Source organism: Alkalibacillus aidingensis, from assembly GCF_014595945.1.
In the GTDB taxonomy this organism is placed as follows: domain Bacteria; phylum Bacillota; class Bacilli; order Bacillales; family Alkalibacillaceae; genus Alkalibacillus; species Alkalibacillus aidingensis.
In genome coordinates this window covers 73113-89310 of the sequence record NZ_JABXWU010000007.1, presented here as the reverse complement: position 1 = coordinate 89310, position 16198 = coordinate 73113, and the positions used below count along the sequence as shown (strand labels likewise).

The 16198-nt window shown below is 38.4% G+C and carries 12 protein-coding genes; 8 read left to right on the top strand and 4 right to left on the bottom strand.

Annotated features, from left to right (window positions below; translation table 11 throughout):
• Positions 1-20: 20 nt before the first annotated feature.
• The gene (locus tag HWQ49_RS10905; RefSeq protein ID WP_188207651.1) at positions 21-1382 is read right to left on the bottom strand and encodes a YjiH family protein; all 1362 of its coding nucleotides are present in this window, start codon (positions 1380-1382) and stop codon (positions 21-23) included.
• Positions 1383-2029: 647 nt separating this feature from the next.
• Here HWQ49_RS10905 and HWQ49_RS10900 point away from each other — a divergent pair.
• The 5 genes from HWQ49_RS10900 (at position 2030) to HWQ49_RS10880 (ending at position 5404) form a co-directional block, all read left to right on the top strand.
• Entirely contained in the window at positions 2030-3385 is a 1356-nt protein-coding gene (locus tag HWQ49_RS10900; RefSeq protein ID WP_223155134.1) for a sodium-dependent transporter, read from the top strand.
• A 56-nt stretch (positions 3386-3441) separates the two neighbouring features.
• Positions 3442-3753 carry a YwdI family protein gene (locus HWQ49_RS10895; RefSeq protein WP_188207650.1) on the top strand — a complete coding sequence of 104 codons (312 nt, stop codon included), beginning with the start codon at positions 3442-3444 and terminating at the stop codon, positions 3751-3753.
• 43 nt (positions 3754-3796) lie between these two features.
• Positions 3797-4168 (top strand): DUF423 domain-containing protein, encoded by a 372-nt coding sequence (locus HWQ49_RS10890; RefSeq protein WP_188207675.1) that lies wholly within the window; start codon positions 3797-3799, stop codon positions 4166-4168.
• 226 nt (positions 4169-4394) lie between these two features.
• Positions 4395-4805, top strand: coding sequence for a hypothetical protein (locus tag HWQ49_RS10885; RefSeq protein ID WP_188207649.1), 411 nt, complete (start codon positions 4395-4397; stop codon positions 4803-4805).
• Between the two features lie 77 nt (positions 4806-4882).
• Complete coding sequence (locus HWQ49_RS10880; RefSeq protein WP_188207648.1) at positions 4883-5404, top strand: YwhD family protein; 522 nt, start codon at positions 4883-4885, stop codon at positions 5402-5404.
• A 198-nt stretch (positions 5405-5602) separates the two neighbouring features.
• On the opposite strand, the gene HWQ49_RS10875 is transcribed toward HWQ49_RS10880, so the two are convergent.
• Positions 5603-7543 carry a transglycosylase domain-containing protein gene (locus HWQ49_RS10875; protein WP_188207647.1) on the bottom strand — a complete coding sequence of 647 codons (1941 nt, stop codon included), beginning with the start codon at positions 7541-7543 and terminating at the stop codon, positions 5603-5605.
• Positions 7544-7845: 302 nt separating this feature from the next.
• Between HWQ49_RS10875 and HWQ49_RS10870 the strand changes: the two genes are divergently transcribed.
• Both HWQ49_RS10870 and argS read left to right on the top strand, forming a co-directional pair.
• Positions 7846-8286, top strand: coding sequence for a DUF1934 domain-containing protein (locus HWQ49_RS10870; RefSeq protein ID WP_188207646.1), 441 nt, complete (start codon positions 7846-7848; stop codon positions 8284-8286).
• 1 nt (position 8287) lies between these two features.
• Positions 8288-9958 (top strand): arginine--tRNA ligase, encoded by a 1671-nt coding sequence (gene argS / locus HWQ49_RS10865; RefSeq protein WP_188207645.1) that lies wholly within the window; start codon positions 8288-8290, stop codon positions 9956-9958.
• A gap of 106 nt (positions 9959-10064) precedes the next feature.
• On the opposite strand, the gene HWQ49_RS10860 is transcribed toward argS, so the two are convergent.
• Complete coding sequence (locus tag HWQ49_RS10860) at positions 10065-11792, bottom strand: putative bifunctional diguanylate cyclase/phosphodiesterase (RefSeq protein ID WP_188207644.1); 1728 nt, start codon at positions 11790-11792, stop codon at positions 10065-10067.
• A 796-nt stretch (positions 11793-12588) separates the two neighbouring features.
• Complete coding sequence (locus HWQ49_RS10855; protein ID WP_188207643.1) at positions 12589-13761, bottom strand: phospholipase D-like domain-containing protein; 1173 nt, start codon at positions 13759-13761, stop codon at positions 12589-12591.
• A 188-nt stretch (positions 13762-13949) separates the two neighbouring features.
• On the opposite strand from HWQ49_RS10855, the gene HWQ49_RS10850 reads away from it, so the two are divergent.
• Positions 13950-16067, top strand: coding sequence for a (Fe-S)-binding protein (locus tag HWQ49_RS10850; RefSeq protein ID WP_188207642.1), 2118 nt, complete (start codon positions 13950-13952; stop codon positions 16065-16067).
• Positions 16068-16198: the final 131 nt, after the last annotated feature.

Sequence of the window (16198 nt, the reverse complement as noted above, 5' to 3'; positions counted from 1 at the left end):
AGCATTTTTAAGGTTTATACTTAAAAAATTAAGTGTGCGATTAAGATGATAATTGGTAAGGTAATCGCAGTACGTAGTAGGAAAATCGCTACTAAACGTCTGAAATTAATTGGAATATTAGAAGCAAGCAACACACCACCAACTTCTGACAAGTAAATAAGCTGAACAACACTTAATGCAGCAATGATGAAACGAGTCATTTCACTTGCTACAGATTCAATCATTAACGCTGGTAAAAACATGTCAGTAAAACCGATTAAGATTGTTTCTGCAGCGGCTTGTGCTTCAGGTACCTGCATTAACTCTAATACAGGAACAAATGGCGTACCCAACCAAGTGAAAACTGGAGTCATCTCAGCTACTATTAAGCCGAGAGTACCTACAGCCATAACGATTGGTAACACACCAACCCACATGTCCAACACATTTTTCGCAGCAGACTGTAAATAACCAGTTAATCCAGGTGATTGTGCAGCACGCTCAACTGCTTTTTTATATCCCCAAGTAAATGCATTATAGTTTTTAGGAATGGATTCATCAAGCTTGGATTGTCCGTCTTTAATATAAGTATCTGGAATACGTGATAAAGGTGGAATTCTCGGCATGATTAATGCTGCAAAAAGACCAGCAACAAAAATAGTCCCATATAACGGTAAGAACATGTGCATTAAATCAACTTGTTGAATAATTGAGATCGTAAAAGTAATGGATACGACAGAGAAAGTTGTACCGATTACAGCCGCCTCTCGTTTAGTATAATAGCCTTGCTCATATTGCTGATTAGTTAGTAACACACCAACCGTGCCATCACCAAACCAAGAGGTTAAATTATCAACAGTTGAACGACCGGGTAAAGTGAAAACTGGTCGCATAATTTTAGTGAACAGTGCTCCAATTAGCTCTAATAGCCCAAAGCTTAGTAGTAAAGGTAATAATAACCCAGCAAATAAGAATACCGTTAGCAGGAAGGTCAATAAATCATCAAGTAGTAATCCACCAGTGACATCTGAATAGACCCATTCCCATCCGATTTGATAATAAGTAAAGATCGCAAAGACCATTCCAAGTAACCGAACGATTAGCCAAATAGGCCCAACATTAAAAAGGGAACCCCAAAAAACATCCTTAGAAAACTTATCGTCATCTATTTTATTCATTAAAAAGGCAATTACCGACATGATCGCTGATAAAGAGATAATCCCCAAGACCATGAGTGCTGTATAATTACCTAAAATAGATTCAAGTTCTCCAGCAAGAATCGCCACCGGAATACTTGTTTCGTCACCATACGTAACAGGTGTCATAAATAAGAATATACCTAGTGCTGATAGTATGATAAACTTCATATGATATATAAATGAGGCTGTCGTTTCGTTAGTCATGTTTTCTCCTCCTTCAATGCATAAATAATATTTAAAATTAATCTTTATGCAACAATTTGTCATTATATAACGCCATAAGAACTTCGTCAACACTTCGTATATGGAATATTTAGCCCTTCTAAAACTTCTTCTATCGAATTAATTATTATACAAACACAATTGGCGAAAAATTCAGAAAAGTACCTTTACAATCATATTTTTTATATGTATAATAATAATTAATTGGTATTCTTTACCTTTTATTTTTACCTTCCGTTCTAAAATTATGATGTATAAACACATAGAAATATAAAAAAGATGTTAATATGTGTAGGGAGGAAGCATGGATAAAAATGAAGGAGAAGTATGAGAAGTTTATGGGAAAATTTGAGGCGGAGTTGGGGAGAGATCTATGCGAGAAAGAGCGGGAGTTTGTAACATGGATGTTCGAAAAGCAAAAACAGAATAAGAAGGTAAGAAGGTAGAGAGATTAAACTCACACTGCTATTAAGCAGTGTTATTTTTTGGATTATAAACTTTTATGCATAAAAGCGTTGACACATAAAAGGTTTTTAGTGTTAAAATATGAGAATATATCATTATGGCTTCTGTGAAAACAGTTTCATGTGATAAGGTAAGTAAATAATAAAAGTTTAGAGGTGAACATCATGAATCAAACAGGTGGCATTGGCCACGATCAATGGAAGACACGTTTCGGATTTATGTTGGCCGCGATGGGGTCAGCCGTGGGATTAGGTAACATTTGGCGCTTTTCATATGTCGCTGGTGAAAATGGCGGAGCAACGTTCTTACTCATATATTTATTTTTTACTCTTTTAATTGGAATTCCGTTACTTTTAACTGAGTTTAGTATTGGTAAGGCAGGTAAAATGGATGCCGTGGGCTCTTTTAAAAAATTAGCTCCAAACACAAAATGGCACTTAACCGGCTTAATGGGTGTAGTCGGAGGAATTTTAATCTTAAGTTTCTATACCGTAGTATCCGGTTGGTCATTATTTTATTTATATCGTTATTTAACAGGTGCTTACTGGACTGAACCAGATGGAGGTTTTGGGGCTGCCTTTGATAGTTGGATTGCCAGTCCGATCGCTCCTTTATTCTGGCAAGGGTTATTTTTAGTTGCGACGATATTGATTGTGATGCAAGGGATCAAAAAAGGGATTGAGCGTGCTAATAATGTTTTCATGCCAGCATTAGCCGTGTTAATGATCTTATTAGCTGTTTACGGTCTAACTTTAGAGGGAGCAAAAGATGGATTAGCATTTTTATTCACTCCAGATTGGTCACAATTAACCAACCCATCGATTTACTTTATGGCGATGGGGCAGGCATTCTTCTCCTTGAGTATTGGGATTTGTGGGATGCTGACTTATAGTAGTTACTTGAAAGAAAAAGATCGTTTACCTGCAGCGACAGTAGGAATCGGTATTATGGATACGGTGTTTGCCGTGATTGCTGGTGTGATGATCTTTACAGCAGTCTTTAGTTTTGATGTCGATCCTAGTTCAGGCCCACCACTTGTGTTTATCACACTTCCAAGTATTTTTGCGAGTATGCCAGCAGGTAATGTTGTCGGTATTGTTTTCTTTATTTTATTAACCATGGCTGCATTCTCATCAGCCATATCGTTATTGGAACTACCTGTTGCTTACTTCCACCGCACACTTGGCTTCACAAGAAAGGCTGCTACATTAATTATCGGCTCAATTGTGTTTGTGTTAGGAGTTGCAGCATCTTTAGGTTTTGGAATATGGGGTGGCGTACAATTAGGTGGCAACAATATAATGGATATGATGGATAACCTGACAGCCAATATCATTCTTCCACTTGGTGGACTATTAATGGTTTTATTTGTTGGTTATTATCTGACGAAGGAGCAAGCGATTAAAAATAGTGAACTAGAAACACCATTTTTACAATCAGCATGGTATCTACTTATTCGTTATATTATTCCTGTAATTATGGTAGTCATATTAGTCGGATCGCTGTTTGGTATTATTTAAAAAATAGTTGTCTATGTTATAATGCTGGTAGTATTTAGAGAAATAGGTGATCAGTAATGTCCGTTTCACATCAAGCGATAATCGCCAAAATGAAAGAAGAATTACAGGCTCTAGATGCTTCATCCAATGAAGCAGAAGTGAAAGCTAAAGTCTATGCAATTCGTTCTCTTGCAGACTTAATTTTGGCTACAGAAGAAAAGCAAAGTGATCAGAACCTAAACAAACAGGTCGCCAATACTCCACCTACAACCGACATAACTGATGTCGAAGCAAGAATGATGGGGATAAAGGTACCCAAGAAACCATCGACAGAACCAAACATCTTAGAAGAAGATGATGCTAATGGCGATTCAATCTTTGATTTTTAACAACGAACACTTAATAGGACCACTATAAGGAGAGAATTGAATGATGAAATTGATCCTAATGATCGGAGCCATCAGTGGGTTCATCACCGTTGCGTTAGGCGCATTTGGTGCCCATGGCTTAGAATCTAAACTTACTGAAAAAATGATGCAAACATGGGAAAAAGCTGTTCAATATCAGATGTTTCATACGACGGCTATCTTCATCGCAGCCATTTTATTAGTGGTATCAGAAGTGACCACTTTTCAAACATCTGCGTGGGTATTTCTAATCGGTATCATCTTATTCTCAGGAAGTCTCTATGTCTATTCTCTGACAGGTGCGAAGACGTTTGCAATGATCACGCCACTAGGTGGTGTCGCTTTCTTGATAGGTTGGGTCATTTTAGCTTATGGTGTGACTAAAATGGTTGGATAGGAAATGAGCTACTCTCAACTAGGTGAGGGTGGCTTTTTTCTTTTGGTAAGCATATGAATTTGCTCATGAAACAAATTCATATATGATATGGAATAGATTATAATAGTCTTGTTATGTCTGTTTGTCTTTTCATGATCGGTAGGTTGCCTCTGACAGTGGGGTTACGACCTATTGATGATCAGCAAATAAATATTATTAACAGATCTAATCAGTAAGGAGTTAGTCTATGCGATGGATTGGTAGAAGTCTAATAGTAGGATTATTGTTAATTTTGTTAGCTCCAGGTGCTGTTGTGGCGGATGAGCTAATGGATTATCGAATTGCAGTAGAGGATAACTGGTATTTAGTTCAAGATGACTATGAATACATTGATTTACATTATGTTCTATTTACACTGGATGCTGTATTTACCGATAATGAATCCGAAAGAGAACAGTGGTCGAATCAGTTAGATGAACAAGCGGTTGGGGAGCTGTGGGATTTCTTTAATAAAGATTCGGTGCAGGAATTGGAATACACGGATGAAGTGATCAACTATTTACAATCAAACTTTGAAATTGACGAAGGTGGCGGTTTATTGACGTCCATTGCAAACTTCTTTAAAAGCATCCTTAATTTCTTCAGTGGATTATTTTAGATAGACATAGGCATTACTTTTAAAGAAATATTAAATATGTCACAATATTGATAGTGATGACTTAAAGGAGGATGTTCATGAAGTCATTTGATGATCAACAAGGTAAGAAAAGTAATCAATTTACAATTATGAAAGACGACCCAATAGACGGTCACCCTGGTTATTCAGGTGGTGGAGCGATCAGTCTAGAAAATATGTCCCCGTTGATTGTTGACCCAAATGAAGATAAGGTTTGGGTAGATATGGGAGCTATGCATGCACGAAGTGAAGTGGAAAAACGGATTAAATTCGTCTCTGATAAAGAAGAAGTACCTAATGGCAAACCTTACTGGATTGTCTGGGTCACAGTAGAGCGTGGGGAGGAAGGTCCGTATTACCACGGTGTTGCAGCTAGCTACTTGGAAGTGGATCGGGAAGCTAGACGTGGCTATAAGATCTTAGCTGAGCATGTTAACCGTATGGATAAGTCATTAAAAGGACGTATTGTGCTGGATCATATGGATGAACATTCTAAAAATCTTCTCCGCGAATTTTTAAAAGACTTTAATGAAGAATATTGGGAATTAGCTGGTGACGAATTAAAAGAAATTCTCGCTTAATTATGACTGAATTGTGAACAATTCATGTTATGATTGTACTTTTAGTGATTCCTTTGTAAAATAATAAGTAAACATGGGGTTTTTAATGCATGTTTATTAGGACAAAAAGAAGGGTTAGCCTATAATATATATAGGTCTAACCCTTCTTTTTTTAAATATGTGTTGTATTCGGATCTATACTAAATGTGGTGGTGTTCATTACTCCTCATCACAGGTCCGCTCTGGCTCAGTCCCGTTAATGTAATACATCAGTCTAGTCTCACCCTCACATCCAGGCCCTTCTAACAACCCTGTTGTTGGATCAATTTGTTTTGATGTAACCCCTGGTGGGACATTAAATGGTTCTGCCGGTAACTCTGAGTGTATTTCCTCCATGTAATCGGCCCAGATATGCTTAGCAACTTGGAACTCTTGACTACTTTCAATTTTGCGATGGTCATCGTACCCAGTCCAGACGGCCGTTGTATAATGTGGACTATAACCAATCATCCACCCGTCATAATCAGTCGTTCCGGATTTTCCAGCGTATTCATGGTTAAGCTGATGACTAATTGAGCCACCAGTAGCCCGTAAATACCCACTAAGCCGATCGTCAAACATTCCTGTTAAAAGGTGAGTCAGAACAAATGCATACTTTTCATCTAAAATTTGTTCAGGCATATTTTTTTCATGTTCATATAGAATTTTCCCATCGGAATCTTCAATCCTTTCAATGACATAAGGCTCTACCTGCCAACCTTCATTACCTAGTAAGGCATATGCTTTGGCCATGTCATGAACAGATACAGACGCAGTTCCTAATGCCAAGGAAGGAACAGGATTGAGATTTTTTTCGATTCCAAATAGCTGCGCTGACTCCACAAGGTTCTCAGGACCAATAAACATGTTAGTCTTTAAAGCAAAAATATTATCTGAAACTGCTAAAGCCTGTGCCAATGTTACGGGGCGATCTGCATATCGATGTGCAAAGTTTGATGGATTATAAGGCGTACCATCTTCTAATGTAAAGGTAGTAGGTGAACTTTCAAGTGTGGTAGAAGGTGTATAACCATAAACTAAAGCAGCATAGTATAAGAAAGGTTTGAATGTTGAACCAGTCATTCTTTCTGCTTGAACTGCCCGGTTAAATGTACTCTCTTGGTAGTTGCGTCCCCCTTGTAAGGCAACAATTTTTCCAGTGTTATGATCAAGTGTCAAGGCACCCACTTCCAAATCTTCATGACTACTCATGTTTTCTTGAACATTATGTTCTAACGCTTCTTGAGCTTCAGGATCAATAGTTGTGTAGATATGATACCCTTTTGCTTCTAGTTGTTCACGGTCAATATTAAGTATTTTCGACGCCTCTTTGAAGGCAAAATCCATATAGTATTGTCCAGTTTCATCCTGAGCATCCACGGTTGCCACAACGTCAACTGACTGATCAAGTGCTTCTTCATATTCCTCGGTTGATAGTTTCTCTATATCATTCATTCGGCTAAGAATCCATTGTTGGCGTTCTATTGCACGATCATGAGATCTAATTGGTGAATATAAAGAAGGGCCTTTAGGAATACCAGCTAATAAAGCTGCCTCTTCGATAGATAAATCTGCTGCCGACTTATCGAAATAGAAACGACTGGCAGCTTCAATTCCGTACTGACCATGTCCAAAATAGATAGTATTTAAATATCCTTCTAAAATTTCATCTTTGGAGTAAAAGATTTCTAATCTAAGTGCAATCAAAGCTTCTTGAATTTTCCTACTCCAAGTTTTCGAATGGGATAAAAACAAGTTTCTAGCATATTGCTGTGTAAGAGTACTCGCCCCTTGACCCATGTTTTGGTTTAAAACGTTATGATAAGCAGCACTGGCAATTCGTTTCAAGTCAAAACCGTAATGGTCATAAAAATGTTGATCTTCAGCAGCCACAAAAGCATCAATAACATGGGGAGATATTTCGTCTAAGCTAACAGAAAAACGGCTTTCCACCCCGTGTTGTATGGACACAACCTCTTCATTTTGATCATAGATGATAGTATTCTCATCCATCTCGTGAGTCGGTGGACCTTGAATAAACGTATATGTAAAGATGACAATAATGGATGATAATATGAAGACAGTCATGAATAATGACAAAACTAGTAATTTCTTAACCATTTATGAATTCTCCTGTCTGTTTTTGGCGTCTTCTAGTTTCATTATGGAATGAGTTAACGTTTTTTAAACGTCTACTGTGAAATCTCTGGTGCACCCAAGCTTGGCTATTAACGTCATCCCCAAACGATTATTTATTAATCTTAGATGGGTATTACGGTTGTTACTGATAATTAGAATTAACTTTGCGAATAAAACTAAATAAATTATTGGTAAACTAGTACTTCTCTTTCAATTAGTGATTCGTTATAATACAATTTGTTATACGGAATGTTTCGGTTAAAAGAAAGAGAGGACGAATCGTATTGTCAAGTGAGAGTTTGAATGTGAAGATAACCGTTGATACTGAAATTAAAGACCCAAACGGGATGAAAGAAAGCATTAATCGTCAAGAAAGTGGGTCATATACACGAAAAGGCCAACTACACCTGATTAAATACAATGAACAAATGGATGAAGTTGGGGTTGTACAGACAACGCTAATCATCACCGACGATCGTGTGACCTTAAAACGAGAAGGACCAATTAAATTACACCAAGTATTTAAGATTGGCTCCAAAACAGAGAGTGTCTACCGCCACCCTTATGGTCAATTTCGAATGGAGACAACTACTCATCGAATGGAGTATTTTAAGGGAGAAGGGAATCGCTCTGGGAAGATTTTTTTGAAATATGATGTTTCATTAAACGATGATGAACCAAGAAAACATATACTACATTTAGCGTTTCATGAGGAGGATGCTTGAGGTGAATATTGTAGGGCAGATTGAAAAACAGTTAAAAGAAGGTATTGAACAAGCGGTAATAAAAGCAGAATTAGCAAGTCCGGAAGAAATGCCAGAAGTTGTATTAGAAACCCCTAAAGACAAAGCTCATGGTGATTACGCAACAAATATGGCCATGCAGTTAGCGCGTATTGCGAAAAAGAACCCAAGACAAATTGCTGAAGAAATTGTCGCGAATATAGATCAAGAAGCTGCATCCGTTAAAGAGATTGAAATCGCAGGACCAGGGTTTATTAATTTCTTTATGGATACTTCATACTTGACGGATGTTATAGAAACCATTTTTGATCAAGGTTCTGATTATGGGCAGTCCAACAACGGAGAAGGTAAACGTGTTCAAATTGAATTCGTGTCTGCCAATCCAACTGGTACATTACATTTAGGACATGCTAGAGGGGCAGCATATGGTGATACTTTAGCGAATGTCATGGAGAAAGCTGGCTACCAAGTCGAGCGTGAGTATTACATTAATGACGCGGGTAACCAAATTGATAATTTAGCTAAATCAATTGAAGCACGTTATTTCGAAGTATTAGGTGAAGAAAAAGAGATGCCTGAAGACGGCTATCAAGGTCGTGACATTATTGAGCTTGCTAAACAATTAGTGGAAGAACATGGAGACCATTTCTTACAACAAGAAGAAGAAGAACGACTACAAGCCTTTAGAAAGTATGGCTTAGATTACTTACTAGATCGTATCAAGCAAGATTTAGAAGATTTCCGTGTTCCATTTGATTCATGGTTTTCTGAAACGTCTTTATACACAAATGGACTAGTTGAACAGGCAGTAGAAACACTTAGGGATAAAGGGTATATTTATGAAGCGGATGGTGCAGTATGGTTTCGCTCAACCGATTTTGGTGATGATAAAGACCGTGTCTTAGTAAAACAAGACGGTACTTATACCTACTTAACACCGGATATTGCCTATCACCAAAATAAAATTGACCGTGGTTTTGATCAATTAATTAATATTTGGGGAGCCGACCATCACGGTTATGTTTCTCGGATGCAAGCAGCCATTCAAGCTTTAGGTAATCCTAAAGACATTCTCGATATTAAAATTGCTCAAATGGTTAACTTATTTGAAAACGGTGAGAAAGTAAAGATGAGTAAGCGTACAGGTAAAGCCGTTACGATGAAAGAGTTAATCGAAGAGGTAGGTTTAGACGCAACCCGATATTTCTTCATTATGCGTTCAAATGATTCGCATTTAGATTTTGATATGGACCTAGCAAAATCTGAATCAAATGATAATCCAGTATATTATGTACAGTATGCGCATGCGAGAATTTGTAGTATGTTAAGGCAGGCTGAGGAGAAAGGAATTCATGTTGAAGATGAGGTTAATCTTTCTTTATTAACAGCAGAGAAAGAGGTCGATCTTCTGAAGCGCTTGGGAGACTATCCACAAGTGATTTCAGAAGCGGCAACGAAGAAAATGCCACACCGAATTCCGCAATATGTATTCGACTTAGCGTCAGACCTTCATAGTTTCTACAATGCAGAGAAGGTTCTGGATTTAGAGAATATAGAGCTAACACAAGCTAGAATTGCGTTAATGAAAGCCGTTAGAACAGTAATCGCTGATGCATTAGATTTAATAGGTGTTCATGCACCTGATCAAATGTAAATAATGAGGCTGAAGACAACCATGCTTTTGCATGTGTCCTCAGCCTCATTTTAATTTTCACGCTCTGTTAAAACAAGTTAGTAATAGAAAATTTAGAATGAGCACATCAGCTTAACGGTAACTCTTCAGGAGGAACAGGTTTGCCATAATAAAACCCTTGAAGGATGTCACAGTCGTTAAACTTTAAATATTCCACTTGTTCTTTCGTTTCGACACCCTCAGCGACAACATTCATATTTAAAGCATGACCAATATCGATAATAGTCGGTACTAAACAATGCTTTTCATGATCTGTTTGAACATCCCTGATAAAGGACTTGTCAATTTTTAATGTATCTGCCTTAAACTCTCTTAAATAATTTAAAGATGAATAGCCAGTACCAAAATCATCAACTGCAATTTTGACTCCGAGGGAACGAATACCCTCTAATCGGCGTAAAACTTCCTTGGACGAACTGACCGCAACATTTTCTGTAATCTCAATTTCAAGTAGATAGGGTGGAAATTCAGTATCTGTGAGAATGTCTCTTAGCTTTTCGATAAACAACTTTTGCTCTAATTGAACAGGTGAAACATTGACCGACAGGGATAGTTCATAGCCTTCCGTATGCCATTTTTTCGTTTGTAGAATTGCTTGTTTAATAACCCACATACCTAATTGCACAATCCATTTCGTATGTTCAGCAATTGGAATGAATTCTCCTGGAGAAATAAAGCCAAGTTCAGGGTGTTCCCAGCGCATCAAGGCCTCTGTACCAAGGATTTGGTTACTGTAAGCATCAAGCTTAGGTTGGTAATAAACCATGAATTCTCCATTCTCAATACCATCCCCAATCGCGCGCTCAATTTCCATCTCCCGAGATAACTGCTCATGAAAATCCTGATAATGAAACATTAAATTTTGACCAATATTTTTAGCGTGATACATCGCGGTATCCGCATACTGAATCAATCCGTCAATGGTATCTCCATCCTTAGGGTACATCGCAACCCCGATGCTTAAGGATGGCTTCCACTCCTCACCTTCTATCTTTAAAGGTTCTTTGGTTAGCTCGTGAATACTTTGCAAAAGTTCATGCACTTCTTCTTCCGAGCGATTTTGAGTTAATAGAATAAACTCATCTCCACCATAGCGTGAAATAAACGTACCTTCATGGTAATAAGTCCATTCTTTTAAACGAGCAGCAAAAGCTTTTAATACTTGATCTCCAAAAGCATGTCCCATCGTGTCATTGACTATAGAAAATCGGTCCATATCAATAAAGCTAACAGAAAGAGGGTCACCTGTTCTTTTATGCTGTTCTAAGGCAAGTTCTAAGGTTTGATAAAACAAACGACGGTTAGCGACTCCTGTTAGTTCATCATAATGAGCCATATGAAAAATCTTTTCTTCATTTCTCTTTTGGTCAGAAATATCAGTTCGAATGGCAACATACTGCTCGGGTTTGCCACGGTCATCTAAAAAAGGGACAATAGTCGTTTTAACCCAATATAAACTACCGTCCTTGGCCTGATTACAAATTTCACCATGCCAGACATGACCCGTACCGATTGTGCGCCACATATTCTTAAAAAAAGCCTTAGTGTGATAGCCAGAGTTGATAATGTAATGTGTTTGTCCGATTAGTTCATGGCGATCATATTTAGATATCTCGCAAAATTTATCATTAACGTACTGGATGATACCTTGTGGGTTAGTGATGGCGACGATACTTGATTGATCAAGGGCATACTGGATATCTTCAAGTGTTTTTAATGTTCGCCTTAATTGTTCTGATTGGTCCTGTGGTAAATGATTGATTAAGACTTTGTTCATCGAGTGTTCGTGATCCATCCTTTAAGCCTCTCTCCTTAGTCATTTTTTACTACATATATATTAAAGGATTTGTCACTTCATGTCACTAATTGTGAACTGAGTGATGACAGTCGGTTGAGAGGAGTTAGACGTCGGATTAAGGTACGCGACAGTCTGATGAGAGGACTGAGCGTCGGATGCAGCCCCGTGACAGTCGGACGCAGCCACGTGACAGTCGGATGCAGCCCTGTGACAGTCGGACGCAGCCCCGCGACAGTCGGACGCAGCCACGTGACAGTCGGACGAGAGGACTGAGCGTCGGATGGATCCACGCATCAGTCGGATGCAGCCACGCAACAGTCGGATGAAGCCCCGTGACAGTCGGACGCAGCCACGCATCAGTCGGACGCAGCCACGTGACAGTCGGATGCAGCCCCGCGACAGTCGGATGCAGCCCCGCGACAGTCGGACGCAGCCCCGCGACAGTCGGACGCAGCCACGCATCAGTCGGACGCAGCCCCGTGACAGTCGGACGCAGCCACGCAACAGCCGACACAGCCACGCGACAGCCGGACGCAGCCACGCAACAGCCGGACGCATCCCACGAAAGACCGACGCGATTCCACATTAAGATGTGTGATTCATCATTTAATGCTGATCATTCATGAATAAGTGTCCATATACATTATTAATTCATGCGTATTCGACATTTGCGAGAGGGCATTCCTGAATAAATTCCACTATTCATTAATAAAAAACGCTTCTCCTAATTATCGCACCATCTTTGAATAAGTAAGTTCCTGCATTTAACCCACCATCCACCAACTAAATTAAGTTATAATAACCCACGAAAAGCATAAGCGACCTGTTTTTTAAAGAACATCACCAATCGATTTGGAGTATTCATCCACTGATCATATAACGGTATCGAATCTTTTAAATCAACCGAATAGATGGAATATATTGTTCTAATAAATACTGGGTTGTGGATCAGTACATTTAATTCATCACTTAAAAAGATACTTCTTCTATCAAAGTTGGCCGTACCAACATCTGCTATATGATCATCAATAATGATGACTTTTGCATGGTAAAATCCGTTAGTAAATAACTGAACATTGGCACCAACATCCTGCATCTTTTTTAAATAAGGAATCGATGCCTCTTTAACAAGTGGATGATCTGACTGATGAGGATACAGAATGGTTATTTGAACACCTTGATTAGCCTTATCCAGTAATAGGTTAAACACTTTGTTACTAGGAATAAAATAAGGGCTTCCAATACAAATTGATTGTTTGGCTTGTGAAATTAAGTTAATCATATTTTCTTCTAGTGACCCTTGGGCAGTCGGCACTAGTTGACACTTAACCGTTCCTGGGGGATGTTCTTTTTGAGTTAATTTAATCGGGTATTTACTACTGAACTCCCAATCAAGGGTAAATAAGTTTTGCGCATCCTCCACAACCTCTCCAGTCAATCTTAGATGGTAATCTCTCCATAATGAAAACTTAGGACTTTCATTGACATATTCATCAGCAACATTAAAACCACCGATATAAGCAATTTCTCCATCAATAACCGTTAATTTACGGTGATTTCTTTTATTCATAGAGGCAATCGGTTTCATTAGGTTAATTCGGTTGCTGAAAGTTAGATGTATACCTGCTTGACGTAATTCATCTTTTCGGCCTTTTAGTGAACGTGAACCGATTCTGTCAAGAAGTAGATAAACAGGCACACCACTATCTGCTTTTTCTTTAAGTAATGTTAAGAATTCGTCACCGAAACGATCGTCCCTAACGATAAAAAAAGAAATACAAACAAACTCTTCTGCTTTTCTTATGTCCTCAAAGAGCTGGTTAAACAAATCTTTACCATTCCAGAAAAGTTTCAAATCTGATTTTCGTATCGGATATTTGAATAGTTCGGGTGTTTTCGAATTAGATTGATGATTATAAATTAAAAAGAAAATAATGATTATGGCAATAACAATCAATACCCACACATAGCATCTCCCCTTCCATGCTAGTATGTTTTAAAAAGTTTTGAGCTATACAAAAACGTGTTGACTGAATGCTCATTCAGTGTATAATGAAATTATATGAATTCTTTATAAAATTCTGACGCCATAAGTGATAAAATGATTGTAGTAAGTCGTCTTAGTGAATACAAACAGTGGGGGGAGTCTAAATTATGGAAGCGCTATTATGGATCAACTGGATAGCTTTTTTAGCTATTACATTGTACGGGATTTATTTATTTGTGCAAGTCGTCCGGACACGTATTGCTTATATTAAGTTAGGACGCAAACAGGAGTACGACCAAGATGTGAAAAGCCGATTGAAAGACATCTGGACATATGTTTTTGGCCAGAAAAAACTATTAAAAGATATGAAATCTGGTATTATTCACGTCATGATGTTCTATGGCTTTTTACTCGTTCAATTTGGTGCTATTGATTACATCTGGAAGGGGCTAGCACCTGGCTCACACCTTCCATTAGGTATTTTCTATCCTGGGTTTGTATTTTTCCAAGAGATTGTCACTCTGACTATTTTAGTGGCTGTTATTTGGGCGTTTTACCGTCGATATATTGAGAAACTTGTTCGCCTCAAACGTGGCTTTAAAGCAGGTCTAGTTTTAATTTTTATTGGTACATTAATGGTCACTGTTTTAGCAGGGAACGGTTTTGATATGATTTGGCATGGGCATGAATTAACTTGGACTGAACCGGTTGCTTCAGCTATTGCTGCTGCCTTTATGTGGATGAGTCCAACTGTAGCTACAGCGATGTTTTATGTGATGTGGTGGATCCACTTAATCGCGCTACTAAGCTTTTTAGTCTATGTACCACAGTCAAAACACGCACACTTAATTGCAGGGCCTGCCAATGTTTATTTCAATAAGGATAAGCAACATGGGAAGCTTGAAGCAATTAACTTTGATATCGATGAGATCGAAGAAACAGATGAGGAGCCAACATTTGGTGTTGGTAAGGTTGAGGATTTAAACGAGTTACAATTGCTTGATTTATACGCCTGTGTTGAATGTGGACGTTGTACAAATGTTTGCCCTGCATCAGGTACAGGAAAAATGCTCTCACCAATGGATCTTTTAGTAAAGATACGAGATCATTTAACAGAAAAAGGAGCAGCTGTCACAGGTAAGTCAGCTTGGGTCCCATCCTACGCCTTTGCAGAGACAACAGGAAATCAAGCAGCTGAACCTAATAGTTCTCTAGCCGAGCAGGTGATGAATCAACAGTTAATTGGAGATGTTGTAACAGAAGAAGAGTTGTGGGCGTGTACCACTTGTCGTAATTGTGAAGACGCCTGTCCGGTTATGAATCAACATGTTGATACCATTATTGATCTTCGCCGTTATTTAGTATTAACAGAAGGTAAAATGGATCAAGATGCTCAACGTGCGATGATGAACATAGAACGTCAAGGGAATCCATGGGGTCTGTCTAAGAAAGATCGTGAAAACTGGAGGGAAATGGACGAAACATTACGTATTCCGACGGTTAAAGAAGTGAAAAAAGAAGGCGAGGAATTTGAATACTTATTCTGGGTTAGCTCAATGGGTGCCTATGATAATCGTAGTCAGAAAATCGCTTTAGCATTTGCTCGCTTAATGAACAAAGCCGGGGTAAAGTTTGCCATTTTAGGTAATAAAGAACGTAACTCTGGAGACACACCACGAAGGTTAGGTAACGAGTTCCTGTTTCAAGAGCTAGCTGAAAAAAATATTAAAGAATTTGAGAAAAATGATGTGAAGAAGATCGTCACGATTGACCCACATGCATATAATATTTTCAAAAATGAGTACCCAGATTTCGGGTTTGAAGGTGAAGTTTTTCACCATACAGAATTATTAGCGGATTTAATAAATGAAGGACGTCTTGCGCCTGAACATGCTATTAATGAGAAGATTACCTTCCACGATTCATGTTATTTAGGACGTTATAATGAAGTTTATAATCCTCCACGAGACATACTACAAGCCATCCCAGGAGTTGAATACGTCGAAATAGAGCGAAACCGTGAAAACGCAATGTGCTGTGGTGCTGGTGGTGGAATGATGTGGATGGAAGAGACAACAGGGAATCGCGTGAATGTTGCTCGTACTGAACAGGCACTAGAGGTGTCACCAAATACAATTTCAAGTGGATGTCCATACTGTTTAACTATGTTATCTGATGGGACGAAAGCTAAAGAAGTAGAAGAAGAAGTAACCACACAAGATGTCGCAGAAGTATTAGAACGTTCAATATTTGGTGAACCTGCAAAAGTAGATCAACCTGTATAAATATAAATGCCCATACTACTGGAGGCCGGTAGTATGGTTTTTTTATGGTTTTTTAATAGATATAAAATTTCCTATTGCATAATCATACGAAAGTGATAAACTGTACAGAAATATTCTGAAATGAAACTGTA

Bases quoted from the DNA above. Each gene is read 5' to 3' on its own strand.
- HWQ49_RS10905 (WP_188207651.1), bottom strand. From the start codon at position 1,382: ATGACTAACGAAACGACAGCCTCATTTATATATCATATGAAGTTTATC.
- HWQ49_RS10900 (WP_223155134.1), top strand. From the start codon at position 2,030: ATGAATCAAACAGGTGGCATTGGCCACGATCAATGGAAGACACGTTTC.
- HWQ49_RS10895 (WP_188207650.1), top strand. From the start codon at position 3,442: ATGTCCGTTTCACATCAAGCGATAATCGCCAAAATGAAAGAAGAATTA.
- HWQ49_RS10890 (WP_188207675.1), top strand. From the start codon at position 3,797: ATGAAATTGATCCTAATGATCGGAGCCATCAGTGGGTTCATCACCGTT.
- HWQ49_RS10885 (WP_188207649.1), top strand. From the start codon at position 4,395: ATGCGATGGATTGGTAGAAGTCTAATAGTAGGATTATTGTTAATTTTG.
- HWQ49_RS10880 (WP_188207648.1), top strand. From the start codon at position 4,883: ATGAAGTCATTTGATGATCAACAAGGTAAGAAAAGTAATCAATTTACA.
- HWQ49_RS10875 (WP_188207647.1), bottom strand. From the start codon at position 7,543: ATGGTTAAGAAATTACTAGTTTTGTCATTATTCATGACTGTCTTCATA.
- HWQ49_RS10860 (WP_188207644.1), bottom strand. From the start codon at position 11,792: ATGGATCACGAACACTCGATGAACAAAGTCTTAATCAATCATTTACCA.
- HWQ49_RS10850 (WP_188207642.1), top strand. From the start codon at position 13,950: ATGGAAGCGCTATTATGGATCAACTGGATAGCTTTTTTAGCTATTACA.